Genomic DNA, 25,970 nt, shown 5'->3' on the forward strand with positions numbered 1-25,970 from the left:
CATCATTATAACCGTTTCCAATATTGTGTAAGCTTTAAGCAAATTATTATTTTTTAATTAAAATAAAATATGAAACCTTTTGATGACCTTCTTGATATGTAAATTCTATTTTTCTTAATCTAGAAAATTCACAATTCTTCAACTCAACTTTATGTACACTAGAAGATGATATTCTATGCCCTTTATATCTATTATTTAAAATATAGTTTTTATATTCGAGTTTCTTCAATTTAGGGCTACGATTAGTAATAATAGTAAATAAGATTGTAAAAGAATAAATACAGCAAGCAATAACTACTAATGCTATTGAGGTTTCTATAATGGATGAGCCTTTAAATCTAAAAGAATAAGCCATTTTAAATTTGTTTTAATAAGAGTGCTTGACTAGAATTAAAATTTTCTAAATAATCAAGTTGAAAAAAAAAATTTTTCTTTTCTTGCGGATTAGAAAATATTTCGCCACCACATATCAAATTCTCATAACCAAATTCATTATTTTTATATTGCAAAGATGAAGTGAAAACACTACCTAATACTTTCCCTTTTAAAAATAAATTACCTTCACAATAAATATTTCCTTCAATAGTAGCATTTTCTTCTATTATTAGTGTATTTCTATCAACTTGAGATAGCCCTAAGGTTTGAAAATAAATCAAACCTGAAAAACTTGATTGATTGTTGAATATTAATTCTGATGTTTCATCTGATTTTGATACTATTATCGAAGGATATTTTAACTTAGTATTATTTTCCAACACAACCCCGTTTTTAGCAAAAACCTGAGCATTACCTCTAAAATTTGAATGAAATACAACTTTAGGAGCATCTAAAATCACATCTTCAAGATATGTACTACTATCAATATGTAGCGTATCGTTTGATTTAATAATAATATTTCCTTTTATAATATAATTCCTCAAATAACCTTCAACTAATACTACTTTAGTTACATTTCTAAAGCTATTTAAAATTTCATTATGTTTGAAATTTTCAATTTTAGAATATATCCAATTTTCAGAATACTCTAAATTAACTTCATTTACTCTTGGCAGATTTTTCTTTGAGGTATATATTTTACCATTATGCCTGGATCTTGAAAAATTATTTACCCCACAACTATTAATTTCTATATTTTTAATTCCTAACTCAGGTATATATATATCACCATTAATAAAAGTATTACCAGATAAATTTAAATTCTCATTATTATTTCTCAAATATAAAGCTGGCATATTAGAAATTTGCTTTTTACCAGTTAAAAAACACTGAGATAATGTGTCTTTTTTAAATATTGAATTAATTTCTAATTTCTCAAAATATCCCCATTTTCTTTTAATGAATCGAGTTTTAATATTGTAATCTGAAAAGAATATCTTTTCAGATTGATTATCTAAATCTGAATAATATTGCTCTGCATAAGCTACTGCAGATTGGTTATTTAAAAGCATCCTATCTTGCATGTCATAATAATCATCCATTCTTAAAAAAAAAGTATAAGAATTTAGAATTAAATAACAGAAAACACCTACTATAAGTAGAAAAAAAACTGAATAGTAAAGCGAAGCAGCTTTTAACATCAAAAAATAAAATTTTTATTCTAATAAGATAGAAATATAAATATTTATCAATAAAAACCAAAATTAAAGTTAAATTTAATTTTTAAAAATATTATTTAGATCTTCATAAATACTTCTATAAATAATAGTCTGTCTTTCTAAACTAACCTCGAATTTAGTTCTCCTATTCTCAATATTGATATTTTCTAAGTTAAACCTTATTTTTCTATCCTTCCCATCGGCAAAAGCGATAAACTCCCCGGCTTTGAGTTTAAAAAACTCGTGAGCCCTTCGTTTCAAAACCTCTTTCACCCCTTTGGTTACCCTACTTTGTAAAGTTAATCCACTACTCTTGCTCACACTTTGGGAGCTTCTCCCATCAATAGGAAAGATCCCTCCCGCTGGCGTACACTCATCTGCTTGGTAATGGTATGAATAATGGTGGCAATAATTGGGGAATAAGCAGATTCGTATTGCGGATTGTTACTAATGGATATTACCGCGTGATGTTCGACTGCATTGATATCTAAGGGGATCTGATCAGCGGAGAGCATATAAAACATTTTTTGAGAGCTGATTTTTTTAAACGCATTGGCAAGCATACTTTTAACTCCTGCGGTTTGTTTTTCAGAATCAACCCCATTGATAAATGCCCCTGCCATACTTTTTGCTATGAGGTCACTACTTAGAAAAGCCACCAGATTCTTCGTATCTAAATACTGAAACACAGCGATAAGATGGGGTAAACTACAATACTGCGGATACCTTGATTTCAGTTTCCAGATAAGTCCTGCCAATAATCCTTCCACTGCATCTGTAAAAAAACGGTTGCTTCCGCTTGAAGACGATAGATTTTGTTCTAACAGATTCTCCATTAAAACTTTCGCCACTTCATTGACACTCTCTTCATTCGGCAAATATCGAGGAGCGATAGGATTTATTCGGTATTGAACCCGATCAAAAGAAACAGGATAACAGTGCACTCCTGCCGCTTTAAATAAAGGTAGAGCAATCTCGGTAAGTTCCTGATCTTTATAATCATGAATCACCCCAGAAAATTTATACTTGCTAAAATGCAGTAACAAATTATAAACCATACTAAAAGTTTTTCCGCTTCCTGCAGCTCCGATGATCGAAACCCCTTTTCTGATATCCTGAATTTTAAAACGCCCTCCACGAAGCTTAAGTATTACTTGATATTTTTCAGAGACTTTTGGGGTTCTTCTTTCGGTAAAGAGTCCCCAAAAAATCACTCCCAAGAATACAAGAGGAGCTACATAAACGAAGAGGTAAGCAATATCTATACTCATAATTCAATAGATCCGGAATGGATGGCTTTGGTAATCCCTTTTTTAAGCTTCGTCATAATTTTTCCAGCGAGCTGTGAGGAAGTTAAGGGAATAGTTGTTAAGGGTAATTTCACTCCTCTTTCTTTTAGCAGTTGGAAGGCTATTTTCTTCTCTGGTGCAGGAAGCCGAAGAAGTTGTTTAAAATATTTCTCCGGATGTTTTAAAAAAGTATTTCGAGCTTGGTAGCTTTCCACATAATTTCTTCGGTATTGAAATTTCCGATCAAAAACTTCTTCTGCCGCTTTAAAAAATTGATCCCGATCGAAACCTCGCTTCACTTCTTTCCCGTGAAGCATAGTCGTTGATGCTTTGTACCTACTCCCGGGAGAAAAACTATACCGATTAGATCGATCTTTTCGACTTACCAGCACGTGAATATGGCGTTGATCCCCTTCCTTGATCATTCCCTCCTCGATCATCTTCCCTTGTTGTTGATGCGGCGCTTTTTGCTGAAGTTCTCGAATGCTTTGCTGTTTCGTTTGAATACTTCCTTCCATCTCCCCTTTTTTGATGAGTACCAACTCGTGTTGTAAACGAGCAATTTTTTGAATATAAGGTTGATTTTCCCGAACAGTCCTATCGGTACCTTTATACCTACGCTTTGTTCTAATTTTGCAAAATAGAGAATATCATCTTTAGTAATTTTACGTCCCTCTATTTCCCGATGAAAAGCCTTGGCATAGTTTTCCATAAGGCTTCGGGTATAAGCTTTTAAGGTGGAAGGGTTATCAGCGATATGTGCCAGTTCCCTCGCGCTGGGATTGATTGTGATCGAATAAAATTTAGGCTCTTTTTTCTTTAGTTTAGCCGTGTTTTCATCAATAGACGCTTTCACCTCCTCTGCAGAAATTTTATCATCATATGGATCAAAAAAGGCTTCCATATCATCTTGGGTTTTCCCTTGATTTTCTTTTTCCAGATAGTCTACAAAATCACCGGCACTTTGCAGGTAATGACTATCGAGTTTCTGTGGTGTGATGGTGATATACATACTCTATTTTTTGTTGAATTTTCTCCCATTGTTTCGGGGTCATTTCCAAACGGAAATAATTCTTCCCTAATCCGGGTTTGATATAGCGAACATTTGATGAAATAGCCGAATATAATTCATAAAGCATTTTACTTTTCTCCTGTTCACTATGATAGGCTATTTCCCAAGAGGATACTTCCGGAACCTCCCGGCTTGAAGCCTCCTTTTCCACTTTTAGTTCAGGAATTTCTTTAGAGGAAGACGGGTTGAATAATTCTCTTTCCTGAATATCCGGGGTATTCTCATCGGTAGCCGCTACCTGTTCGAAAAGCAATTGAAGCATAGCCTGAGTAGGTTTGGTTTGCCTTTTTTCAATATCTTTAATAATAGCGATCATTGCATTCATTCTTTTTTTCAACCTACGCTCCAGGGTACCCATATTATTCCCTAAAGATTCATAAGGAGAAAGCTGGTGTATGTCAAAAAATCGAAGCATAGCCTTTAAACTATCACTATGAGAAGTCCCTAATATCTTGGAGAAAATCCGGAACTGATCCGCCACCTCTTTTTTAAAATTAATCGCTGAAAACTTGTACTTTTTAAAAGGTTTAAGTTCCATTTGCTGTAAAAATTACCCGGTATTTAAGGCTCACGAAGGTATTTGCTGCAAAAACAGGTAAGTACACGATCTGATCAATCACCGTACCCCCTATCCTTAGGCGATTTCAGAAAAAACATATCGCTATAACACCGCTCCGCGTGTTATCCTCTTGCTTTTCCTTTTCGTCCCGTGAGGGACAAAAATTCAAACCTCTGGCAGTCACCGAAAACCACGAATTAAAACTTATTTATTTGGTCGTTCAGGAAAGTCAAATCAAAAAATAAAAGGACCAAAACTTCTATCTTTCAATGCTTTAAAGATACAAATTTCAGTCTATTAAACATTAAAAAAGCCCTAATTAAATAAGGGCTTTTTTGTTTTTATTTAGCAATTACATCTCAAATACAAAATGATAAGTATATAGGTTTCGTATTCCTTCCTCTTGTAGGAGTTGCTCATAATTCACATGTGTTTCTGAGCATAACTCATCAATTCTTTACCTTAACGTCGATGCACTTCCTTTTTAGAAATTGAAATTAAACGCTCCTGTGTCTCGCTATCAATATTCGTATAATTTAAATAGATCATAAACGAAATTTTACTTTACAAAATCCCCTGATCAGCAAAACTGTAATACTCTTTATTAGGAGTTATAATAAGATGATCAAGAACTTTGACATCTAATAATTCTCCCGCTTTGATAATCTTTTGTGTAAGCTGTCGATCAGCTTCACTAGGTTTTAAAGTGCCGCTTGGGTGGTTATGCAAAAGTATGATCGCTGTAGACAAACTTTTTAAAACAACGGCAAATAAGATTCTAAGATCTACTAAGGTTCCAGTAATCCCACCTTTTGAAACCTCGTAAATACCTTTAACAATATTCGAATTATTGAGCAATAGAATTTTAAAATTCTCCTGCATTTCGATATGGTTTTGATCCCAATGTTCAAAAGCCAATTGTGCAGCATCTTGCGAACATCCAATTTTAAAAGTGGTATTTATCGTTTGATTTCCGTGGTAGCTGATTTGAATTTCATTAACTTTGGTTTTCATGAGACTTTTTTTTTAAAGGTTAACAATGAAAAAGAGGGCAAAACTTTGGTGAGGGATGCCCTCTTTATTTTTTACTTATTCCGCAGCTGGATTTCCAAGAAATAAAATTTCCTGTACCACCACTTCGGTTACATATCTTTTTTCACCCGTTTGGGTTTCATAAGATCTGGAGGTCAATTTTCCCTGAATGGCTATTTCTTTTCCTTTACCGACATATTTTTCGATAAGATCCGCCTGATTTCCCCAGGCGATCAGATTATGCCATTGGGTACCCTGCACTTTCTCACCATCCTTTTGGTAATATTCATTGGTTGCCATCGATAGACGAACCGCTTTTTTACCACTATCAAAAGTGATGGTTTCCGGGGTGTTCCCCACATTTCCGATTAATTGAACTTGATTTTTGATCGTACTCATAACATTAAAATTTAGATTCTACCATTAGTGTAGAAAGGTTAAACATTGATTTACTTATTATATCTGAAGCGTTTTCCTTTTTGATTTTTACTTCGCTTCCGATTTTGTTGTTTTGAAATGATTTCATAATGATATTTTTTTGATTTACTTCCCATAGAGCTGTGAGCTGTTCCCTTTTTTGATGCTGATACGTTTTCAGGAATTGGAAATTAGGAAAGATGTATAAAAAGGAAGAATGACTGGCTTATGTCATCTGGACTAACTTCCAATTCCTGGTATTTTGCATAGTAAAAAAGGGAGAGACAGTGAGCAGCCGGGAAGTCAACAAAAACCATTGAAATTGAAAAACAACCGGAAGTGAAGTAAATGGAAGTATATAACTCTCCTATAAAAGTATATCTAATCGAATACTTGACCTCTAGTGATAAATGAATAAGAATTATGCACCGGGGAGAAATAAATAATAATAGGAGTACCAGATTAGAAAAATTATAACTTTTTAAAACCAATTCATATACACAGTTTATTAATGGATTGAAAAAATAATCTAACATTTAGTAAATAAATTAAAATATTGAATTGCTAATTATATCTAAATTGAAAACTAAAATGTAAGTCTACTTTGAACTCCTATTTTTCTATGGATTCTTGTGAGAAACTCATAATTCATCTCAAGACATACCTTCCTGTTAAATATTTATTTAATATGTATTCTTTGAAAATTACTCAAAACTTGATAGGACCGTATCAAATTTTATGAACTACGATTCTTCATTTTTTCTTGTAAAAGAATAAGAATTTATGCTATCATTGGATAATACTTATTCCACATATATAGACAAATATCAATTCAAATTTCTAAACTCCTTAGGTACAACACCAACCTTTTTGTTCAAATAGTCGGGTAAAGCGCTGTAGATATTAAGAACCATATGCGGTGAGTGGATATACTGATCTAGTCTTTGTATTGAAGTGAATTTAGTTTGAATAGGTGTTCCTATTGGTTTGATCCTACCCAATTTTTTCGTTTTTAGTGACTCACAGCTTTTTTTGCAGTGGTACTTTACAAATTATTCATTTATTTCATTCGATATTTTGAGACTTATACAAAATTAAACATCGCCCCTAACAAAGGTATTTTGCTTTCTAGTCCTGTAAATTTTGACAAAACCAGTTTAATAAAACTGTTAGGTAAATCGTACTAAACCAAAGGTTTTATGAACTAATTCTAGCAAGAAACATTATATTTGTTTTCACTAATATTTGGTACAAAACCATCCAAGAATATGATAACTGTAATTTCTATTATTTTGATAATTTAAGTGTAAAAAGCACTGGAAGAAATTTCGGTGAAAAATGCAATGCTATTAACGAAATACTTTTAAGTACCTGCTACTCCGAGTGCACTCAAGGAGTCAAAATTCATGCCCCAACAAACTTTAACGCATATGAATTAGAATAACGCCATGGTAACCTTTACAGGCCATAATACGTCAACTCTTTAATTTGGTTGTTTTTGATAAGGAAAGTAAGGACAAAAGAATTTAAAAGAAACTTGAAAATGATTTCATAGATTTGTTGTTATGTTAAACGAAAAAAATATTAAATCATTTATTGCCTCCGGAGAGGGTTATAATATTGAATTTAAGGTTAGTATACCAAGTAAAATTAAAGATGTTACTGAAGAAATTTGTGCTTTTGCTAATGCAGCTGGAGGAACACTTCTTTTAGGGGTAAACGACAACAATATTGTTCAAGGAGTTACTTTTAATAATGCTAAACGTTCTGCGCTTCAAAATTCAATTAATGAAATTTCACCCGCTTTACATTGTAAGATTTATACTGTAATTGTAGACTCCAAAGATGTTGTAGTTATTGAAGTGCCTTCTGGAGAAAATAAGCCATATGTTTTATCCGGTGCAATTTATGTTCGTCAAGGTCCAAATTCGCAAAAATTGACTACCGTTGAAGAAATGAGAGATTTTTTTCAGCAAGCAGATAAAATTTATTTTGATGAAGCACCTTGTAAGGCAATTGATATAAATCAAGATGTTCCTGATAATAATATTAATCAGTTTAGAGTTTTAGCTGGATTAGGTGCTACAGTTTCAAACGAACAAGTTTTCAATAACCTTAAACTAATTACTAAAGAAGGTTTCTTAAAAAATGGAGCCACATTATTCTTTGCCGAAAACCCTGAACATTTTTTCGAAAAAGCCGTAATACGTTGTATCGCTTTTGATGGTATTGATAAACGGTTTATTGAAGACTATAAAATAATGACAGGCTCTTTATACAATCAATACTTGCAAGCAATGTCTTGGTTGAAGAAGAAATTAGATGTACGTTATGATATTGAGGGAGAAGGTTCCCAACCAAGAAAAGAAATTTGGGAAATTCCGGAAACCGTTTTCAAAGAAGCTATAATTAATGCCCTGGCGCATAGAGATTATTACGATAAAGGAGCTCGTATTACTATTGAGGTATTTAATGATAGAGTTGAGATTTCTAATCCTGGAGGTTTAATCAGTGGTATTCCTAAAAATGAATTTGGTAAAAGAAGCTTAAGTAGAAATCCTTTAATATTTGGTCTATTTGAGAGAATTAGAATGGTTAAAGCTGATTTAACTGAACCTGAATTTAATACTGAAGGAATGTTTACTGTAACAGTTAGAAGACCTTTTGATTTTAATAAGTGGGTAGATAAGTGGGTTGATAATCTTACTGATAATAGAGTTAATATCATTAAAGCTATTCACGAAAATAGTAAAGTTTCTAAAAGAGAACTTGAAGATAAAGTTGGCTTAAGTGCTACTGCTATTGATAAAAACCTTGATGCCCTAAAAGATTTAGGTCTTATAGAAAGAGTTGGTAGCGCAAAAGGAGGTCATTGGCAAATTAATTATATACTTCCCTAAGTGGGTAGAAAAATGACAATAAAGATAAAACGTTTCTTCGATAAGATTTTTGAAAATAGGATGTTTAAGATTTCATCTGTTTATGTATTAGGAATCTTAATGTTCTATTTAGCATCATCTACAGTTAATAGAAAAATTTTAAATATTTTACTATCGATGAAAAGCTAATATTACAAATTCCTAAATTTATTTTTGTTGTTTTATTTGCTGTAGCTGTAATGTATATTTTATACAAAATAGCTTTAAAAAAATATCAGCCTTCAATCTTTTTGATTCATTCATTAGTTGTGTCTAGCTTGATTTATGTAGTATTGAAGTGGGGAATTGATAAAGATGGATGGTACTTCATATTATTTTCTTCAAAATTATTCTACGTTGACTTTTTAGGAGTATTGTTAGTTCTTTCGATTATACTGACTGTTATAAATTTATTAAGTAAAAAAGAGCTTGAAAGAAAGCCAAATCCGTTTATCTCTGATGACCCTGTTTTATTAAAAGGCGATGACAAGTTAAACTACCACAAAAGAGCGGCAAAAATTGTCGAATATTTAGAAAGATCAAACTTTAAAAATTCATTTACAATTGGAATTGTTGGTCCTTGGGGTAATGGTAAATCAAGTTTGATTAGCCTAATTGAAGAGAAGTTAGAAGAGAAAAGTAATGAACATACAATTCATTTAAAGTTTTTACCATATCTAAATCACAGCGAAACTGATATTATTTCAGAGTTTTTCAAACAGTTAAGTACTGAAATAAATAAGTATAGTGGGAGATTGTCAAATCAATTTTTGAGTTATTCTGATAAGCTTTTAAAACTGTACAAGAATAAAAGTATTTCTGAATTCTTTAAGCCAAATTCGAGTTTATTTTCCGATTCGTCTTCTTACGATACATATAAAAAGATTAATGATACCTTAAACCAATTAGACAAGAAATATATAGTATTTATAGACGATCTTGACAGACTTTCTAATAATGAAGTTTTGCAAGTCTTAAAGTTAGTTCGAAATACTGCAAATTTTAAAAACTTTATTTTTCTAATTGCTTTGGATAAAGATTATGTACTTGAATCTTTATTGGTAAAAAATGATATTGCTGACCATACATTTGTAGATAAATTTTTTCAATTAGAAGTTTACTTGCCAGAAATTGAAAAATCCCAACTAAAAACTGATTTCATAGGTCTATTGAAACAAACAGATTTAGGTTTTGAGAGAGAATTTTTTAGAAATGTTGAAGCTTGTATCTTTAAAGAGGATAATCTATTTGATGATTATATTTCAAACTATAGAGGTGTAAAACGCTTGGTAAATCAATTGGTTTTTGATTTTAAATCCTTACCAGATGAGCTTGACACTAATGATTTTTTAAATTTTACTTATTTAAAAATGACCTTTCCTTATGCAATAAAATTTTTAAATAATAATTGGTCAACCATAATTCCTTATAATCCAGAAACAAACCTTTGTGAATTAGTAGAAACCGAAAATGATTCTGATAAAAGTGATGCTTTTAAAGAAATGAGAAGATATAGAGTTTTTCATTTAAATCAAAAGCTTAATATAGATTTTAGCAAGTATGAAATCTCTAAAGACATTGATAAAGAAACAAAGATTAACGAAACAAATAATTTAACTAAACAGCAAAATATTTTATTAATAAAAACATTAATTGTGCTTTTTGGTAAAGAAAATATTACTGACAGTCATACCTCAATAAAGTTTGAGAATAATCTTCGAAAACTACTTCAACAGAAAATACAAGAAAAAGATTTAAGCGAAGTCAAATTTAAAAGCATATTTAATTTTCATAATGACTTTGAGAACTTAAATAAGTTATTGAATGAAGGTCATACGAATAGTATTTTAAATAGACTAGCATATTTTAATACAATTGATAAAGATGAAGCTTTAAAAGCAATAATAATATTGCTATATATTTTTAACGATGCAGAATTTTATTCTTTTAATTCAACTTCTGTATGGAATATGTTATCTGAATATATTGTACGTCAATTAAAGCTTAAAATAGGAAATAACGATTTTTGGACAGATAATAATAAACCAAATATTTGGAAATATATAGTTAGTGAGTTTATCGATAAGGATAATTTTAAACTTAAAAGTAAAATCCAATTTTTAGCACTCATAAGTGAGTCTAGAATTAGACTTGATTTTTCTGATTGGGGAACCACAGAAGATGATCTTAAAGATCTGTCACTTTCTTTATATAAAAAGTTATTAGACGATAAGCAAAATAATTTATGGGACATCCATGACTATTCTTTTTATCATGCCTATCATGATGTTCGAAAATTTCATACAGCTGATAAGATTAATCCAATTACAATAGACTTTTGGTCAAAAAATGATATTACTTTATTGTGTGCGCAAATGACACAAAATGATGCTTGGACTACCAAAATGCTTAAAACATCGGACTATGCAGCACAATTGTTTGAATCCAAGTATAAATACAAGCAATTTATAAATAAAAAATTAACAAATCCTATAACATCAGAACTGAAAGAATATGTTCAATTTTTAGAGTTAGAAAGCTATACCGATTTTAGTAGATATATTAGATTTGAATTCTTAAGTTTTAATTTAATTAAACAAAAGCTTCAAAGAGTAATAGATTTTAATAACCTTGCCCAAGATGAAGCAGAAACCATTATCGAAATAGTATTAAAATCAGATAATAAAGATCTTTGGAACATAACATATACAGATATGAATACTGATGTTATTTCTGGGTTTATAGAATTAAGAAGATACAATATAGGTGGTACACTTTTTACTTTTATTAGATTACAATCAGGTAATTATCACAAATCTATACCTGAGATGTTTCAACATTATAAAGAAATGCTTTCTAATAATAACATTAATTCTAAAATAGATTCAGAACAAAAGTCTATAACAGTTGATGATAGTGATGAATCCATAAAAATTATTTCAGTACAACCAACTAGTTATGATTCGAAAATTAAATTAAGATGAAATAGCGAAAATTATGGCAAGAAGGAAAGATGTTAAATATACAATTTACAAAATTTTTAGAAAACATAGCGTTTTAATGAGTTATCATTATTTCGATAATCATCAAAAACCTATTACCACCATTGAGATTACAACTGCAATGTATACAGATGAATAGGGTCTACTCCCTTATACCTTTAAATAACTAATATTACTCCTCCAATGAACGATAAAAGTTTTAAGGAACTGAAGTTAGAAGTACAAGAAGCTTCAAAAAAAGGAATTGATTTTTTGTGCGCTGGTAGCTTACTTTGGTTGTTCATTACATTAATCTGGTATTTCACCAACTCTCCATATTATAAAAGTATTTTTACTTTTATGATTGCCGGACTAATGTTACCCTTGGCTTATCTGGGATCTAAAATTTTCAATACGCAATGGAAGCTTCCATCTAATCACCTACAACCTTTAGGCGTATGGTTAAATTTTGCCCAGCTTGTTTACTTTCCTATTCTTATTTTTATATTTTTAATATCTCCAGACTATTTTTTAATGGTCTACTCTATCATTACCGGAGCCCATTTATTTCCTTATGCGTGGTTATATGATGAGATAGCTTATGCCATTATTGCCATATTGATTTCTGTAGGGTCGCTTTTCTTACAATTATACCTTCCTTTCGAAATGATTTGGATCATCGCTTTATTTACTTCCATCTCACTATTGATGTTATTTTTCAAAATAAGAAAAGGGTAAAATATTATTTTAGTTAAGATTATTTATTTATTTTCAAATTAAATAAATAAGATGTTAATCATCTTGTTTAGTTCATTTACAAGTTGTCAACGAATTGGTTATCAGTTTTTAACTAAAAGTTTTTTGTCTTTTGATTTGAATTAGAAATCGTAATATCTTAATTTTTTCTATTCAAAATTATTATTAAGTTTATTATTTAAGATTGACATATCATCCTTTACTTTATTATCAATCACACGCGCATAAATTTGTGTGGTCGCTAACTTGGTATGACCTAATAATTTCGAAACTGTTTCTATAGGAACCCCATTAGTTAGCGTAACGGTTGTTGCAAAAGTATGCCTAGCTACATGAAAGGTCAGATTTTTTTTAATTCCACAAAAATCAGATATCTCCTTTAAATAACTATTCAGTTTTTGATTCGAGTAATGAGGTAATAGAGTTTTTGAATGAGCAGTTTTTGGATGATTTTGATAAGATTTTAAAATATTTCTGGCTTGATTAAGCAAAGGAATTTTAAGCGCTGTTTTGGTTTTTTGACGTTCCGTTTCAATCCATTGATTCCCATCAAAACCCATACCTATATTATCTATTGAAAGTTTAGTTATATCAATATAAGAAAGTCCTGTATAGCAGCTAAAAAGAAAAATGTCCTTAAACTATATTAAGTCTATCTATAGAAGATTTGAAATTCTCGATAGAACCCAATTCCTCTTTTGTCAAAAATTCCCTCCTTTTCTTTATAAATGATGATTTAAATCTCACAAACGGATCCTTTGGTATCCATTCATGATGATAAGCCATAGTCACCATTTTACGCAATCTCTGAAGATGTTTCACGGCAGTATTATGACTCATTTTGCGTTGATGATCTTGAGGTTGATAGGATTTTATAAAAAATTCAAAATCTTTGATAAAGGTGTAATCTTAATCTATTAACCTATAATCGTTTAAACTGAATTTAGCGGACAAGAACTTATATAAATATCTCTGGGTCACTTTATAATGCTTTAAAGTACGAGAGGAAAGCGATTGTTTAGAAATCTCATTATGATATTCAAATAAATCCTTTAATGAGCGGTAAAATATATCTTTTCCTAAATATCGATTTTTGATTGCCTGAGCAGTTATCATTTTATGTTCGGACAACAAGTCTTCATAAGCTGAATAAATATTTGATCTTACTTGATCTAAATACTTATTTACAAGTTTAGACTCTTGACGTGTTCCCTTCATCATACCTCGGGAAGCTTCCCAATTCTCAGCGGGAATTCTCCTTTTTAGACTAAAATTTGCTCTATTTCCGTCTACAGTAATTCTAGCATAAATTGGCACCTTGTTATTTTTGGAGCGAGAAGAATAAATCCAAAAAATTAGGCTGAATGTTGATCGATTTTTCATTTTTATCGTCTTTAATTATACATTTTTATAAAGACGAAAGTCAAATACAGGTATCTAATATTAAAATAGTTACACTTAAATTGGTTCACAATTTTATAAGATTCCAATTGTGAACCGAATTGCGAACATTTTTAGCGGTTTTTATTAATTATAAATATAGCTAATAAAAACATAAAACCCTGAAAATCATACGATTTACAGGGTTTTAGTTTAAATTGAATACTTATAAAGTGATCGCACCAGGATTCGAACCTGGGACCGCCTGCTTAGAAGGCAGGTGCTCTATCCAGCTGAGCTATGCGACCTTTTGCTTTGTAAGCGGTTGCAAATATACTAATACTTCTTAATTAAACAAGCATAAAATAAATGAAATTTTCAACTAAATTATAACCTACTCATATTCAGAATAAAAGTTTTAAAAAAAATTTAAAATTTATTTATATATACAGTCTTTCTGTTTAAAAACTCTTTAATTCCGTCGGAAGATAGCTCTCTTCCGTAGCCAGAATCTTTAGTACCTCCAAACGGTAATCTTGGGTCGCTTTTTACCATAGAGTTAATAAATACGGCACCATCATCAAATTGAGAAATTAAAGCTTTAGCTCTTTCAAAATCTTCAGTAAAAACAGAAACTCCTAATCCAAAATCAGATTTATTCACTAAATCTATTGCTTCCATATCTGTTTTAAAACTGGTTACAGAAATTAGTGGTCCAAAGGTTTCTTCTAAAAAAATAGGAGATTTTTTACTTACATTAATTACAATTGTAGGTTCAAAATAAGTTTTATTTCTTTTACCTCCTAAAACTACTTTTGCTCCTCCCTGTATGGCTCTATTTAATTGATCTTCTAAATCTTTTGCCAAATCTTCTCTTGCCATTACTCCAATAAACGTATCTTCTTCTAATGGATCTCCACTTTTTAATTCTCTTGTTTCTGTAATTAGCGCTTCTACTACTTCATTATAAATAGATTCGTGTACAAGTAGTCTTTTACCTGCTATGCAACTTTGCCCCGTATTTTGAAAACGTGCTTGTACACAAGTTTTTACAGACTCTTCTATATTTGCATCTTCAAAAACTACCAATGCGTTACTCCCACCTAGCTCTAACAAAGATTTTTTAATTTCTTCTCCTGCTATACTAGCCACTGCACTACCTGCTGGTTTGCTACCGGTAAGCGTAACTGCTTTTATTCTTTTATCTCTAATTATATTTTCTACTTTTTTACTACTAATAATTAGATTTTGAAAACATCCATCAGGGAAACCTGCATTTTGTATTGCTTTTTCTATATTTTCTGCACAGCGCATTACATTGCTTGCATGTTTAAGGACTCCTACGTTTCCTGCCATTAAAGCGGGAGCTATAAACCTGAATACTTGCCAAAAAGGATAATTCCAAGGCATAACTGCCAAAATAACCCCTAAAGGGTCAAAGCGCACATAAGATTCTTGTGCATCTGTTTCTATAATTTCTTTTTTAAGCTGATTTTCTGCGTGCTCTGCATAATAATTACATACCCAAGCACATTTTTCTATCTCTGCAATTGCTTGGGCAATAGGTTTACCCATCTCTTTGGTTATGGCAGTTGCGTAATCTTTTTTATTATTTATTAACTCTTCAGCTAAATTGTGCATTAGCTCAGATTTTCTAGCAAAAGTGGTATGCTTCCAATCTTTAAAAGTTTTATCTGCTTTTTTTATTTTTTTTGAAACGTCAGATTTTGAATGCTCTTTAAATTTTTCGAGCGTTTCTCCTGTATATGGATTTATGGATTTAAGCATGATATCTTTAATTTAACGCTAAATTTAAAAATCTTAGCGTTCTCTTAATTTTGAATTATGATGAATTTAACTTTGTTATTTTGTTGAAAAGTTAGTTCAAAAGTCTTTAAAAAACCGAGATGTTTATTTAATCTATTCTTTAAATTTATAAAAACCAATTATTTATGGATACTAGAGATGTAAAATTACTTGAGTTAAGACCAGAGATACCTTCTGCTAAAGTTTCAGCAAATATGTCTTCTGAAGAACAGTTTCAAAATAAAACTTTAAGACCCGTAATTAAATTGCAACACTACTTGTTAATTGAAGCTTTTAAAAATTACATCAAAAAGCATAAAAATATTTTTTATGAAATGTCTTTAGAAAAAAGATTTCTTTACGTAGAAAATACAATTCAAAAAGACATAAAATTTAGAAACAGCTTAAAAGGTATGATTATAGGTCAATTTACTATTGATGAATATACTACCTACATAGAAAACTCTTCTAAACTTAATAAAAGAATGATGAATATTGTAAAAGAACGTATACAAGACAGTATTCAACTGTTAGAAAATGTACCTTCTTTTTCATAATTAAAGTTTAATAATTATTACTACTTTGGTTCTTTTAAATAGTTTATGAGTAGAAAAAAACGACAAAAAAAAGATAAGAGAGTTAAATATACTTCTGTTAACCAAGTACCTGGTCAAGTTACTTATGTTGGTAGTAAAGAAAGTGTAGCTCCCAGCGTAGAAATAATTAATTACAATAAAGAAAAAGTTACTAGAGAAGATAGTAACGATGTACAAAATGCTTTCAATTTTAACGGCACAGATGATATTACATGGATAAATATTAATGGTTTAAACCATACCAAAGAAATTGAAAAATTAGGGAAACACTACAAACTACATCAGCTTATAATTGAAGATATTGTAAACACTCAACAAAGACCTAAAATAGATGATTATGAAGGTTATATTTTTGTTGTTTTAAAAATGCTTTATCACGATGCTCAAAATGAATTTATAAATGAACATTTAAGCATTGTTATTGGTGAAGACTACGTTTTGACTTTTCAAGAGGCAGATGGTGATGTTTTTAACGGATTAAGAGAAAGAATTGAAAATGCTAATGGCAGAATAAGAAATTCTGGTACAGATTATTTATTATATGCACTTATTGATGCTGTAGTAGATAATTATTTTATCATTATAGATACTATGAGTGATAAAATTGAAGCCTTAGAAGATAGTTTATTTCTAGAAAATCCCGAAGAAGACTTATCTCACGATATTCAAGATTTAAAGAGAGAGGTTTTAAAAATTAGAAAAGCTATTTACCCTCTTAGAGAAGTAATTAATAGATTAGAAAAAAGCGAACATCAGTTAATAGATGAAAAAACACATAGCTATTTAAGAGATTTACAGGACCACATAACCCAAATTTCTGAAAATATAGAAGTATATCGTGAAATGATATGGGGATTAATGGATATGTATATGACCACTATTAGCAACAAAATGAATGAAGTAATGAAAGTACTTACCATAATGGCTAGTATTTTTATACCTCTAACATTTATGGCAGGTATTTACGGGATGAATTTTGAGTATATACCAGAGCTTCAATTTAAATACGGATATTTTTATTTGTGGGGAGCTATGATTGTGGTTTTCTTTTTAATGATTTGGTATTTTAAAAGAAAAAAATGGCTTTAACAGAAATGTTATTCATTCTTTTTTCTCTTTTTATGATCTAAATAAACAAAAACAGCATAAACAACAATACCGCCCCCTCCTATCCAATATAAACCAGTTTTCAAAGTTTCTATATCTTTTGCAAAAAAAGAAATTGCGGTTGCTAGTGGAATAATACCAAGCATAGTTGCTGAGATAAATTTAAGATATCGCATCTTTAAACCTCCAGCAATAATGCTAATTGCATCATTAGATAAAAATGGAGATATTCTAAACAAAACTATACTCCAAAACCCGTAATTAGATACCCAATATTTAAGTTTATTAAAGGTTTTATCACTTATTAATTTATGTAGGGCATTCTCATTAATACCAATCCCTAAAGAATAACCAATTGTAGATGCTAAAAAAACACCTGCAGAAGACATTAAAATAGAAGGTACAGTACCATAAACTAAAGCAGCAGCAACCATTGGTAACCAAGACGGAAATATTACCAAAAACATCTGCAACACAATAATTAAAATTATTGCTACCACTCCCCAAGCACCAAAGCCCTTTATTGTAGAAGAAATTTGTTGTTGATTTCCAGATTTTAAAGCATTCCATAAATTAATGATAGCTTCATGAAAGTTTGGAGAAACAAAAAATAAAATTACTAGTACTACAATTAATGCTAATGTAAAATATAAAGAACTGTATTTGGCTATTTTTTCTGCTTTCAAAATTTAAGATTTTACTCAAATTTATAAAAGGCAAGCTCAAATTTCCTTAAATAAAAATCAAAATTCTCAATCTAATTTTACTTCATTCAATATTAAACCAGAGGGCTGCGCTATGTGCTCTAATTTTATTTTATGCTCTGCTTGTAAGGTTTTTTTTATAAAATCAAGATCTATTAATCCTTTACCTAAATCAAACAAAGTTCCCATCATTAATCTAATTTGGTAACGTTTAAAACCTTTTCCTTTTATTCTTAAAACATAGCTTTTTTCAGGAAAAAAATTGGCAGTATAAATATCATTATCGGCAAGCTCACAAAAATCTATAGTACCTTGAGTAATAGTTTCTGGTTTTGGTTTAAAAGCATAAGACCAAAAATCGTGCGTACCTTCAAAGAGTTTAGCTCCTTTTTTCATCAATTCAATATCCAAATCGTCTCGCATATACACCATAAACGGAGCACAAAAAGGGTGAAATTTTTCTTTGTAAGCAAAAAAGTACAAATATTCTTTTTGCTTAGGGTGGTTTATAATATTAAAATCTTTGGTAGTTTCTGTGACTTCTAGCGCCCTAATATCTGGAGGTAAATTTTTATTTAAAAGAGGAAAAAACTCCTCTAAACTTAATGGTTCATTATCTACAAATAACTCTACATAGGTTTGGTTTACAGATACTTTTGCATCTGTTCTTCCCGCTGCTATAAGTTTAAATTTTTTACGATCTAATACATAAGAAATTGTTCTTTCTACCATTCTCTCTACTGTATTCACATCTGGTTGCTTTTGCCAACCGTGATAACGAAACCCTAAATATTGAAGCTTAATAAGGTAATAAAACCTAACTCTTTGCATGTTTTTTATTTCTGAGGTAAATATTAATAAGAAAATACCAAGAATAGATTCTAGTTTGGTATAAATTAATCTTTAAAAACTTTTAATTTTCTTAAAAATCAAAGATAAGAAAATCAATATTCTTAATTTTGAAATTACAGAATTGCTAATCAATGAATAAAAAAGAAGTCATTAAACAAATAGAGGATCAGAAAAAAATTCCGCATTTAAAATTTAGACTTAAATCTTCTACAGAAAATTTTACCAAAAAATTATTTCACACCCTTTTTGATGCTGAAATTCCAGTAGAAAAAAACTTAGAAGAGTTAGAAAAAGATTTTGAAATTCTGGTTGCCCTAGCCTGTTGGGATTTAGAAAAACCTTGCGCTAAGCTTTGGGAAAATTATGTTGCTAAGTTACCAGAGCTATTGTGTAAACTAAATAAAGATGCCGAGGCTATACATACCAACGATCCTGCTTCTAATTCTATTGAAGAAGTATACTTAAGCTATCCTGGTTTTTTTGCCGTGGCTATTTATCGTTTTGCTCATGAGTTTCATAAAGCAGGTTTTCCTTTAGTACCTAGAATGATGACGGAGTATGCGCACCGTTTAACAGGAGTAGATATTCACCCCGGAGCCATTATTGGTACTTCCTTTTTTATAGATCACGCAACAGGTATTGTAATTGGAGAAACTGCAGAAATAAAAAATAACGTAAAAATTTATCAGGGAGTTACGTTGGGCGCTTTATATGTAGAAAAAAATCTCAAAAATATAAAAAGACACCCTACAGTAGAAAATAATGTAACTATTTATGCCAATGCCACAATTCTAGGAGGTGATACTGTTGTAGGTAAAAATAGCGTTATTGGTGGTAATGTATGGCTTACCTCTTCTATACCAGAAAATTCTTTAGTAACGCACAGTCCAGAAATTAAAATTAGACAAAATTATGAGTAGTATATTAGATTTAATAGGAAATACACCTTTAGTAGAAGCACAAACTTTAGTAAAAAATAAAAATGTGAAATTATTTTTTAAACTAGAAGGAAACAATCCCGGCGGAAGTGTAAAAGATCGTCCTGCTTATAATATGATTAAAAGTGCTGTAGAGCGTGGAGATATTAACGAAAACACAAAATTAATTGAAGCAACTAGTGGTAATACTGGTATTGCTTTGGCATTAATTGCTAATCTATACAATTTAAATATAGAACTAGTTATGCCAGAAAACTCTACTAAAGAGCGTATACAAACTATGCTCGCTTATGGTGCAAAAGTGACTTTAACTTCTAGTGAAACAGGTATTATCGGGTCTCGTGATTATGCTGAAAATAAAGTAAAAAATGAAGGTTATGTAGGCTTAAATCAATTTGCTAATAACGATAATTGGAAAGCGCATTACAAAACCACCGGACCAGAAATTTGGAGAGATACCCACCAAAAAATTACTCATTTTGTCTCTTCTATGGGTACAACAGGAACTATTATGGGTACTTCTACTTATTTAAAAGAACAAAACGAAGCTATTCAAATTATTGGCGTACAACCTACAGATAATTCTAAAATTCCTGGAATTAGAAAATGGCCACAAGAATATTTACCTAAAATTTTCAATCCGAAAAAAGTAGATCAAGTAATAGAAATTAGTGAAGAAGAAGCTAGAGCAATGACAAAGCGCTTAGCGAAAGAAGAAGGTATTTTTGCAGGAATGAGTAGCGGTGGTGCAGCTGCAGCAGCTTTGAAACTTATAGATACTATGGAAGAAGGTGTAGTTGTATCTATAGTTTGTGATCGTGGAGATCGTTACCTCTCTTCTAATTTATTTGAAGAATAATTTTTTTATTTGGCAAGATTTATAATCCGTTATTCTGAATTTATTTCAGAATGACGGATTATTATTATAAATAGATGAAGCTCTTTACTTAAATCTGCTCAACAAAATAAGTTAATCAATTAAAGAAACTCCATTTAAATCTGTAGTTAAAACGCTGCTCATATAATTAAAAAATGGTTTTATAGCTTCAAAATGATTGTCAACGGTATTAGCAAAATTAGGGTTTACCACATCTTCATCTGTGAAATACTTTGTAAAAACCCATTGTTTTAAATTTAATAAATCAATATCTGGATGCGTTTTATCAAAACCTTTAGGTGCGGTTTTTAAACGTTCCCCATCTACTCTACCCCAAAAATTTTTTAATTCTTTTTGCTGAAGAATTTCTTTTATCTCTTCTGCATCCATTTCTATCTCTTTTCTAATTCGGTATAAATCCTCTTTATTCGGATTCCAAAAACCTACAGCAATAAAAGACTTATTATCTGGCTGCACATGAACATAATAACCACCTCTTAATTCTGGTTTTTTACGAGTAAAACTAGCACCAAAATTAGTTTTATAAGGAGTTTTATCTTTAGAAAAACGAACATCTCTATAAATTCTAAAAGCTTTTGTTTTTTCAATTTGATCATGCTGATTTAGCTGAAATTCAATTTCTTTATAGAATTCTTTCATTTCTGCTTCTATAGATTTGAATTTAGGTTTGTGCTCTTCAAACCAATCTCTGTCATTATTATTTTGCAGCTGAACTAAAAATGGGAGTGCTTCTTGGGGTATAGATTTCATTACAGGTCTTTTTCTTCAAAGTTAAAAAACTTATTCTTCTTTTAAATGATGTTTTTAGGTAACGTCATCCCAAACTTGATTTGGGATCTCATCCACATTTTCACACAACCACTTTTAATCTTTTGATGCGATGCTGAATCAACTACCCCATGACGATAAACATTCACTTTACCTTCCTAAAAACGTCATCCCAAACTTGATTTGAGATCACACATATATTTTCAAGTAATAGGTTTTATTCTTTTGATGTGATGCTGAATCAAGTTCAGCATGACGAAGAGAATTCTCTTTATTTTCAAAGTAACGTCATCCCAAACTTGATTTGGGATCTCATCTAATTAAATTAGTTCTATTGTTTTTAATTCAGGATTTTTCTTTTTAACTAGATCAATTTTCCAATCTTTCTTCCAACTCTTTAATTGTTTTTCTCTTTTAATTGCTTGTTGAATATCTAAGAATTCTTCATAATAAATTAAATATTTCAAATTGTATTTTGCAGTAAATAAAGAACCTTTCCCTAGTTGATGTTCCGCAATTCGCTTAGTTAATTCACTTGTAATTCCAATATAAAATGTAGTTCTATATTTATTGGTTAAAATATAAACATATGAAGTTTTCATTCTAAATTGTTTTATATATATATGATGCGATGCTGAATCGAGTACCCCATGACGATAAACATTCACTTTACCATCCTAAAAACGTCATCCCAAACTTGATTTGGGATCTCATTCACATTTTCACACAACCACTTTTAATCTTTTGATGCGATGCTGAATCAAGTACCCCATGACGGTAAACATTCATTTTACCTTCCTAAAAACGTCATCCCAAACTTGATTTGGGATCTCATCCACATTTTCACACAACCACTTTTAATCTTTTGATGCGATGCTGAAATCATAGATTCAACTTAGTTAATCAAGTACCCCATGACGAATAGAAAGTGACTATTATCTGGAAATCTACTTCAATAGATCTTGTATAAATACTAATAAATTACCTTCTTGAAACCTTACACTAGCCTTATCTTCAATGATTGTATTTCTGGTACCTATTCGGGAAATAATATTTAGATTTTCGTTTTGTAGAGTATATTTAACTCCGCTAGAAGTAATATTTTTCGCTTCTGGAAAAGGGTACAAAGAGAAAACTTCATGTTGAAATCCTATAATTTCGGTTTCATTTTCAGCAAAAAAATAAAAGCCAAAATCGTCAAAACATCTAATATCTATCTCTTCTTTGTGTTTTAGCATTGAAGTTAAATTTCCTAAAAAATGGTCTTGTTCTAAACCACTACAACCAAATACAGAAACACTTTTAAAGCCTTCTTCTATAATTATACGAAGTGCTTTTTCAAAATCTGTAGCATTTTGATCTGGAGTTTCTATAATTTTAATTGAAGAAGAAATCTCTGATACAGAAATTGAATCAAAATCACCAGACACAACATCTGGTGTAATATTTATTTTTTGTAAACTTTTATAAGCTCCGTCTGTGCAATAAATTTTTTGAAAGTGAGCTAATTGGGGTATTTGCTTGGGAAATTGCCCGTTAATAAATAAAACTACCTCACTTTCAAACCTATAGTTGTCACGATAAATATGCATTAATTTCTATTTTCTAAAACCTTTGCAATATCGTTTAATTTATAGCCTTTTGCAGATAAAAGAATTAAATAATGGAATAATAAATCTGCCGATTCATTCAAAAATAAATCTTCATTATCATCTTTAGCTTCTATAACTACTTCTACAGCTTCTTCTCCTACTTTTTGTGCTATTTTATTTATTCCTTTTGCAAAAAGTGAAGCTACATAACTATCGTCTGGCGTAGATTGATTTTTACGATTTTCAATAATTTGTTCTAATTCAGAAATAAACCCATAATCTTGTTTATTTTCTTCTTCCCAACAAGTATCATCTCCTTTATGACAAACAGGGCCTACTGGATTTACATGTATTAAAAGGGTATCGTTATCACAATCTAATTTAATATCTACTAATTGTAAAAAATTACCACTCTCCTCGCCTTTTGTCCATAAACGCTTTTTAGTTCTACTATAAAAAGTAACTTTTTTAGTTTCGTTGGTTTTTAAAAATGCTTCTTCATTCATATATCCCAACATCAAAACTTTTAAGGTTTTAGCATCTTGAATCACCGCAGGTACAAGTCCGTCATTATTTTTATTAAAATCTATATTCATGGTTTTGTAATTTATTTTTTGTTATCTCAAAATTGATCTGAGATAAAATTGTATTTCTTTATTTACTTCAACGTTTATCAATATGATGCGATGCTGAATCAAGTTCAGCATGACGAGTATTTATTCTCCGTCATCCCGGACCTGATCCGGGATCTCATCCGATTAGTTCTATTGTCTTTAATCTTTTGATATAATGTTGAAATTAAAACTTCGAATAGCTCAGTGTGACAATTCAGCATAACTAAACATTACCTTCTCACTAAAATATCTTTATCGCTTAAAAATTCTTTTAGCTCCGGAATTTCTATTTCTTTAAAATGAAAAACACTTGCTGCCAATGCTGCATCAGCTTTACCTTCTATAAATGTATCTGCAAAATGCTGCATATTTCCTGCGCCGCCAGAAGCAATTATTGGGATATTTAACTCTTCAGATAATTTTGCTAAAGCCTCATTAGCAAAACCATTTTTAGTACCATCGTTATTCATAGAAGTAAATAAAATTTCTCCTGCTCCGCGTTTCTCTACTTCTTTAGCCCAAGCAAATAAATTAAGCTCTGTAGGTACTTTACCTCCTACTAAATGTACAATCCACTCTCCATCAATTTGTTTTGCATCTATAGCTACAACCACACATTGACTACCAAATTTAGCAGAAAGCTCATTAATTAATTCTGGTCTTTTCACTGCAGACGAATTGATAGAAACTTTATCTGCGCCACATTGCAAGAGAATATCTACATCTTCTACGGAAGAAATACCACCACCAACGGTAAACGGAATATTCACTTTTTCTGCAACTTTAAGTACTAAATTAGCTAGTGTTTTTCTTTTTTCTTCTGTAGCAGATATATCTAGAAAAACCAACTCATCTGCTCCATTTTCTGCATAGATTTTTGCTAATTCTACAGGATCTCCTGCATCACGTAAATCTAAAAAATTTACGCCTTTTACGGTTCGTCCGTTTTTGATATCTAAACAAGGTATAATTCTTTTGGTAAGCATTGTTTATATTGTTTTACTGAAATGCATTCAATGTTCTATTTTTTCTGTTGATGCGATGCTGTCCCTCGACTCCGCTCGGGATGATCAAGAAGTTCAGTATGACGTACTCTAGTTAACTTTTAAAATTCGTCATCCCGGACTTGATCCGGGATCTCATCCTGTTATATTTTAAGTGAATAAATATCTAGATGAAGTTCAAATAATACTTCGACAAGCTCAGTGTGACAATTTCACTTTTTTACTTCTAATTAATAACTTTCTAAAATATAGCTTTCTAATTGTTTTAAACTAATTCTGTTTTCATAAATCGCCTTGCCAATGATAGTTCCTTCACAACCCATTTTTGCAAGTTTCGGAAGTTCATCAAACGTTGAAATTCCTCCGGAAGCGATCAATTTAACTTGCGAACATTCTTCAAGAATTTTTTTATATAATTCAAAAGAAGGCCCTTCTAACATTCCGTCTTTACTAATATCAGTGCAAATCACGTATTGAATTCCTTTTTCTTGGTATTTCTGAATAAAAGGAATTAACTCTTCTTCTGAATCTTCTTGCCAACCTGAAACTGCAATCTTTTCATCTTTTGCATCTGCGCCTAAAATTATTTTTTCAGCTCCATATTTTTCAATCCAACTTTCAAAAATTACTTTATCTTTTACTGCAATACTTCCTCCGGTAATTTGTTTAGCACCACTTTCAAAAGCAATTTTAAGATCTTCGTCAGATTTTAGTCCACCACCAAAATCGATATTCAATTTTGTTTTCAATGCAATTTCTTCTAGTATTTTATAATTTACAATGTGCTTACTTTTAGCGCCATCTAAATCTACTAAATGTAAATGCTGGATTCCGTGTGCTTGAAATTGCTTGGCAACCTCTAACGGACTTTCATTATATATTTTTTTGGTGTTATAGTCTCCTTTTGACAGTCTTACACATTTACCGTCAATAATGTCTATTGCAGGAATTATTCTCATTTAAAGTAGGATTTTATATTTTTCGTCATTCCAGACTTGATCTGGGATCGCATTGAATATTTATTTAATTAAAATATAATCATGATGTGATGCTGTCTCTCGACTCCGCTCGGGATGACTAAGAAGTTCTGAA

At 30.7% G+C, this 25,970-nt stretch carries 27 protein-coding genes, 1 tRNA gene and 1 pseudogene; 8 read left to right on the plus strand and 21 right to left on the minus strand.

From position 1 onward, the window contains the following. Positions 1-46: 46 nt before the first annotated feature. From BUC03_RS06605 to BUC03_RS06640, 8 genes and pseudogenes are all read right to left on the minus strand, one after another. Positions 47-355: a hypothetical protein gene (locus tag BUC03_RS06605; protein ID WP_073149537.1), complete on the minus strand. Its 309-nt coding sequence runs from the start codon at positions 353-355 to the stop codon at positions 47-49. Between the two features lies 1 nt (position 356). After that, the gene (locus BUC03_RS06610) at positions 357-1,580 is read right to left on the minus strand and encodes a bactofilin family protein (RefSeq protein ID WP_159432703.1); all 1,224 of its coding nucleotides are present in this window, start codon (positions 1,578-1,580) and stop codon (positions 357-359) included. 72 nt (positions 1,581-1,652) lie between these two features. Further along, positions 1,653-1,916: a hypothetical protein gene (locus BUC03_RS15445; protein ID WP_317041152.1), complete on the minus strand. Its 264-nt coding sequence runs from the start codon at positions 1,914-1,916 to the stop codon at positions 1,653-1,655. Then, on the minus strand, positions 1,913-2,866 hold the full coding sequence (locus BUC03_RS06615; protein WP_317041153.1) for a type IV secretory system conjugative DNA transfer family protein: 954 nt from the start codon (positions 2,864-2,866) through the stop codon (positions 1,913-1,915). The genes BUC03_RS15445 and BUC03_RS06615 overlap by 4 nt, the downstream gene beginning before the upstream one ends. Then, positions 2,863-3,896, minus strand: a pseudogene (mobB, locus tag BUC03_RS15470) (MobB family relaxase). The gene BUC03_RS06615 and the pseudogene mobB overlap by 4 nt, the downstream one beginning before the upstream one ends. Next, positions 3,862-4,494: a BfmA/BtgA family mobilization protein gene (locus BUC03_RS06625; RefSeq protein ID WP_073149542.1), complete on the minus strand. Its 633-nt coding sequence runs from the start codon at positions 4,492-4,494 to the stop codon at positions 3,862-3,864. The pseudogene mobB and the gene BUC03_RS06625 overlap by 35 nt, the downstream one beginning before the upstream one ends. A gap of 585 nt (positions 4,495-5,079) precedes the next feature. Further along, positions 5,080-5,529 carry a JAB domain-containing protein gene (locus BUC03_RS06635; protein WP_073149544.1) on the minus strand — a complete coding sequence of 150 codons (450 nt, stop codon included), beginning with the start codon at positions 5,527-5,529 and terminating at the stop codon, positions 5,080-5,082. Positions 5,530-5,604: 75 nt separating this feature from the next. Further along, positions 5,605-5,946: a single-stranded DNA-binding protein gene (locus BUC03_RS06640; RefSeq protein WP_073149546.1), complete on the minus strand. Its 342-nt coding sequence runs from the start codon at positions 5,944-5,946 to the stop codon at positions 5,605-5,607. 1,583 nt (positions 5,947-7,529) lie between these two features. Between BUC03_RS06640 and BUC03_RS06645 the strand changes: the two genes are divergently transcribed. From BUC03_RS06645 to BUC03_RS06655, 4 genes are all read left to right on the plus strand, one after another. Further along, positions 7,530-8,864 (plus strand): RNA-binding domain-containing protein, encoded by a 1,335-nt coding sequence (locus BUC03_RS06645; RefSeq protein WP_073149548.1) that lies wholly within the window; start codon positions 7,530-7,532, stop codon positions 8,862-8,864. Positions 8,865-9,175: 311 nt separating this feature from the next. Further along, entirely contained in the window at positions 9,176-11,866 is a 2,691-nt protein-coding gene (locus BUC03_RS06650) for a KAP family P-loop NTPase fold protein (protein ID WP_159432704.1), read from the plus strand. A 13-nt stretch (positions 11,867-11,879) separates the two neighbouring features. Next, positions 11,880-12,023: a hypothetical protein gene (locus BUC03_RS15180; protein WP_159432705.1), complete on the plus strand. Its 144-nt coding sequence runs from the start codon at positions 11,880-11,882 to the stop codon at positions 12,021-12,023. Positions 12,024-12,067: 44 nt separating this feature from the next. After that, positions 12,068-12,601: a DUF7010 family protein gene (locus BUC03_RS06655; RefSeq protein ID WP_073149552.1), complete on the plus strand. Its 534-nt coding sequence runs from the start codon at positions 12,068-12,070 to the stop codon at positions 12,599-12,601. 167 nt (positions 12,602-12,768) lie between these two features. Here the strand turns inward: BUC03_RS06655 and BUC03_RS15340 are convergent, their stop codons facing one another. The 5 genes from BUC03_RS15340 to BUC03_RS06670 form a co-directional block, all read right to left on the minus strand. Continuing rightward, positions 12,769-13,251: a site-specific integrase gene (locus tag BUC03_RS15340; RefSeq protein ID WP_317041157.1), complete on the minus strand. Its 483-nt coding sequence runs from the start codon at positions 13,249-13,251 to the stop codon at positions 12,769-12,771. 4 nt (positions 13,252-13,255) lie between these two features. Continuing rightward, positions 13,256-13,516 carry a phage integrase SAM-like domain-containing protein gene (locus tag BUC03_RS15345; protein ID WP_317041158.1) on the minus strand — a complete coding sequence of 87 codons (261 nt, stop codon included), beginning with the start codon at positions 13,514-13,516 and terminating at the stop codon, positions 13,256-13,258. 12 nt (positions 13,517-13,528) lie between these two features. After that, positions 13,529-14,002 carry an Arm DNA-binding domain-containing protein gene (locus BUC03_RS15350; protein WP_234971605.1) on the minus strand — a complete coding sequence of 158 codons (474 nt, stop codon included), beginning with the start codon at positions 14,000-14,002 and terminating at the stop codon, positions 13,529-13,531. Between the two features lie 231 nt (positions 14,003-14,233). Further along, positions 14,234-14,307: transfer RNA gene (locus BUC03_RS06665), tRNA-Arg, on the minus strand. Between the two features lie 121 nt (positions 14,308-14,428). After that, positions 14,429-15,787 carry an NAD-dependent succinate-semialdehyde dehydrogenase gene (locus BUC03_RS06670; RefSeq protein ID WP_073149554.1) on the minus strand — a complete coding sequence of 453 codons (1,359 nt, stop codon included), beginning with the start codon at positions 15,785-15,787 and terminating at the stop codon, positions 14,429-14,431. Between the two features lie 164 nt (positions 15,788-15,951). On the opposite strand from BUC03_RS06670, the gene BUC03_RS06675 reads away from it, so the two are divergent. Beyond that, the gene (locus BUC03_RS06675) at positions 15,952-16,362 is read left to right on the plus strand and encodes a glyoxalase (RefSeq protein WP_073149556.1); all 411 of its coding nucleotides are present in this window, start codon (positions 15,952-15,954) and stop codon (positions 16,360-16,362) included. Positions 16,363-16,407: 45 nt separating this feature from the next. Continuing rightward, positions 16,408-17,490 (plus strand): magnesium/cobalt transporter CorA, encoded by a 1,083-nt coding sequence (gene corA / locus BUC03_RS06680; protein WP_073149558.1) that lies wholly within the window; start codon positions 16,408-16,410, stop codon positions 17,488-17,490. 8 nt (positions 17,491-17,498) lie between these two features. Here the strand turns inward: corA and BUC03_RS06685 are convergent, their stop codons facing one another. Continuing rightward, complete coding sequence (locus BUC03_RS06685; RefSeq protein WP_084112844.1) at positions 17,499-18,194, minus strand: TVP38/TMEM64 family protein; 696 nt, start codon at positions 18,192-18,194, stop codon at positions 17,499-17,501. A gap of 66 nt (positions 18,195-18,260) precedes the next feature. Further along, complete coding sequence (locus tag BUC03_RS06690; RefSeq protein WP_073149562.1) at positions 18,261-19,043, minus strand: tRNA pseudouridine synthase A; 783 nt, start codon at positions 19,041-19,043, stop codon at positions 18,261-18,263. 152 nt (positions 19,044-19,195) lie between these two features. Between BUC03_RS06690 and epsC the strand changes: the two genes are divergently transcribed. Together epsC and cysM are read left to right on the plus strand one after the other, a co-directional pair. Continuing rightward, complete coding sequence (epsC, locus tag BUC03_RS06695; protein WP_073149564.1) at positions 19,196-19,984, plus strand: serine O-acetyltransferase EpsC; 789 nt, start codon at positions 19,196-19,198, stop codon at positions 19,982-19,984. Then, positions 19,974-20,861 (plus strand): cysteine synthase CysM, encoded by an 888-nt coding sequence (gene cysM, locus BUC03_RS06700; protein WP_073149566.1) that lies wholly within the window; start codon positions 19,974-19,976, stop codon positions 20,859-20,861. Before epsC ends, cysM begins: the two co-directional genes overlap by 11 nt. 111 nt (positions 20,862-20,972) lie before the next feature. Here the strand turns inward: cysM and BUC03_RS06705 are convergent, their stop codons facing one another. The 6 genes from BUC03_RS06705 to hisA all read right to left on the minus strand — a co-directional run bounded on the left by BUC03_RS06705 (position 20,973) and on the right by hisA (position 25,837). Continuing rightward, complete coding sequence (locus tag BUC03_RS06705; protein WP_073149568.1) at positions 20,973-21,650, minus strand: DUF2461 domain-containing protein; 678 nt, start codon at positions 21,648-21,650, stop codon at positions 20,973-20,975. A gap of 338 nt (positions 21,651-21,988) precedes the next feature. Beyond that, on the minus strand, positions 21,989-22,270 hold the full coding sequence (locus BUC03_RS06710; RefSeq protein ID WP_073149570.1) for a GIY-YIG nuclease family protein: 282 nt from the start codon (positions 22,268-22,270) through the stop codon (positions 21,989-21,991). Positions 22,271-22,615: 345 nt separating this feature from the next. Next, positions 22,616-23,260 carry a thiamine diphosphokinase gene (locus BUC03_RS06715; protein ID WP_073149572.1) on the minus strand — a complete coding sequence of 215 codons (645 nt, stop codon included), beginning with the start codon at positions 23,258-23,260 and terminating at the stop codon, positions 22,616-22,618. Beyond that, positions 23,260-23,856 (minus strand): bifunctional phosphoribosyl-AMP cyclohydrolase/phosphoribosyl-ATP diphosphatase HisIE, encoded by a 597-nt coding sequence (gene hisIE / locus BUC03_RS06720; RefSeq protein WP_073149574.1) that lies wholly within the window; start codon positions 23,854-23,856, stop codon positions 23,260-23,262. Before hisIE ends, BUC03_RS06715 begins: the two co-directional genes overlap by 1 nt. A gap of 248 nt (positions 23,857-24,104) precedes the next feature. Continuing rightward, positions 24,105-24,860 (minus strand): imidazole glycerol phosphate synthase subunit HisF, encoded by a 756-nt coding sequence (gene hisF / locus BUC03_RS06725; RefSeq protein ID WP_073149576.1) that lies wholly within the window; start codon positions 24,858-24,860, stop codon positions 24,105-24,107. Between the two features lie 248 nt (positions 24,861-25,108). Next, complete coding sequence (gene hisA, locus BUC03_RS06730; RefSeq protein WP_073149578.1) at positions 25,109-25,837, minus strand: 1-(5-phosphoribosyl)-5-[(5-phosphoribosylamino)methylideneamino]imidazole-4-carboxamide isomerase; 729 nt, start codon at positions 25,835-25,837, stop codon at positions 25,109-25,111. Positions 25,838-25,970: the final 133 nt, after the last annotated feature.

It is taken from the genome of Mesonia phycicola, assembly GCF_900141885.1.
Classification (GTDB): Bacteria; Bacteroidota; Bacteroidia; order Flavobacteriales; family Flavobacteriaceae; genus Mesonia; species Mesonia phycicola.

Excerpts from the sequence above, each read along its gene's own strand:
- BUC03_RS06615 (WP_317041153.1), bottom strand. The coding sequence starts at position 2,866 with ATGAGTATAGATATTGCTTACCTCTTCGTTTATGTAGCTCCTCTTGTA.
- BUC03_RS06635 (WP_073149544.1), bottom strand. The coding sequence starts at position 5,529 with ATGAAAACCAAAGTTAATGAAATTCAAATCAGCTACCACGGAAATCAA.
- BUC03_RS06605 (WP_073149537.1), bottom strand. The coding sequence starts at position 355 with ATGGCTTATTCTTTTAGATTTAAAGGCTCATCCATTATAGAAACCTCA.
- BUC03_RS15350 (WP_234971605.1), bottom strand. The coding sequence starts at position 14,002 with ATGAAAAATCGATCAACATTCAGCCTAATTTTTTGGATTTATTCTTCT.
- BUC03_RS06705 (WP_073149568.1), bottom strand. The coding sequence starts at position 21,650 with ATGAAATCTATACCCCAAGAAGCACTCCCATTTTTAGTTCAGCTGCAA.
- corA (WP_073149558.1), top strand. The coding sequence starts at position 16,408 with ATGAGTAGAAAAAAACGACAAAAAAAAGATAAGAGAGTTAAATATACT.
- BUC03_RS06715 (WP_073149572.1), bottom strand. The coding sequence starts at position 23,260 with ATGCATATTTATCGTGACAACTATAGGTTTGAAAGTGAGGTAGTTTTA.
- BUC03_RS15180 (WP_159432705.1), top strand. The coding sequence starts at position 11,880 with ATGGCAAGAAGGAAAGATGTTAAATATACAATTTACAAAATTTTTAGA.
- BUC03_RS06670 (WP_073149554.1), bottom strand. The coding sequence starts at position 15,787 with ATGCTTAAATCCATAAATCCATATACAGGAGAAACGCTCGAAAAATTT.
- BUC03_RS06710 (WP_073149570.1), bottom strand. The coding sequence starts at position 22,270 with ATGAAAACTTCATATGTTTATATTTTAACCAATAAATATAGAACTACA.
- epsC (WP_073149564.1), top strand. The coding sequence starts at position 19,196 with ATGAATAAAAAAGAAGTCATTAAACAAATAGAGGATCAGAAAAAAATT.
- BUC03_RS06675 (WP_073149556.1), top strand. The coding sequence starts at position 15,952 with ATGGATACTAGAGATGTAAAATTACTTGAGTTAAGACCAGAGATACCT.
- BUC03_RS06690 (WP_073149562.1), bottom strand. The coding sequence starts at position 19,043 with ATGCAAAGAGTTAGGTTTTATTACCTTATTAAGCTTCAATATTTAGGG.
- hisIE (WP_073149574.1), bottom strand. The coding sequence starts at position 23,856 with ATGAATATAGATTTTAATAAAAATAATGACGGACTTGTACCTGCGGTG.
- hisF (WP_073149576.1), bottom strand. The coding sequence starts at position 24,860 with ATGCTTACCAAAAGAATTATACCTTGTTTAGATATCAAAAACGGACGA.
- BUC03_RS06625 (WP_073149542.1), bottom strand. The coding sequence starts at position 4,494 with ATGGAACTTAAACCTTTTAAAAAGTACAAGTTTTCAGCGATTAATTTT.
- BUC03_RS06645 (WP_073149548.1), top strand. The coding sequence starts at position 7,530 with ATGTTAAACGAAAAAAATATTAAATCATTTATTGCCTCCGGAGAGGGT.
- BUC03_RS06655 (WP_073149552.1), top strand. The coding sequence starts at position 12,068 with ATGAACGATAAAAGTTTTAAGGAACTGAAGTTAGAAGTACAAGAAGCT.
- BUC03_RS06640 (WP_073149546.1), bottom strand. The coding sequence starts at position 5,946 with ATGAGTACGATCAAAAATCAAGTTCAATTAATCGGAAATGTGGGGAAC.
- hisA (WP_073149578.1), bottom strand. The coding sequence starts at position 25,837 with ATGAGAATAATTCCTGCAATAGACATTATTGACGGTAAATGTGTAAGA.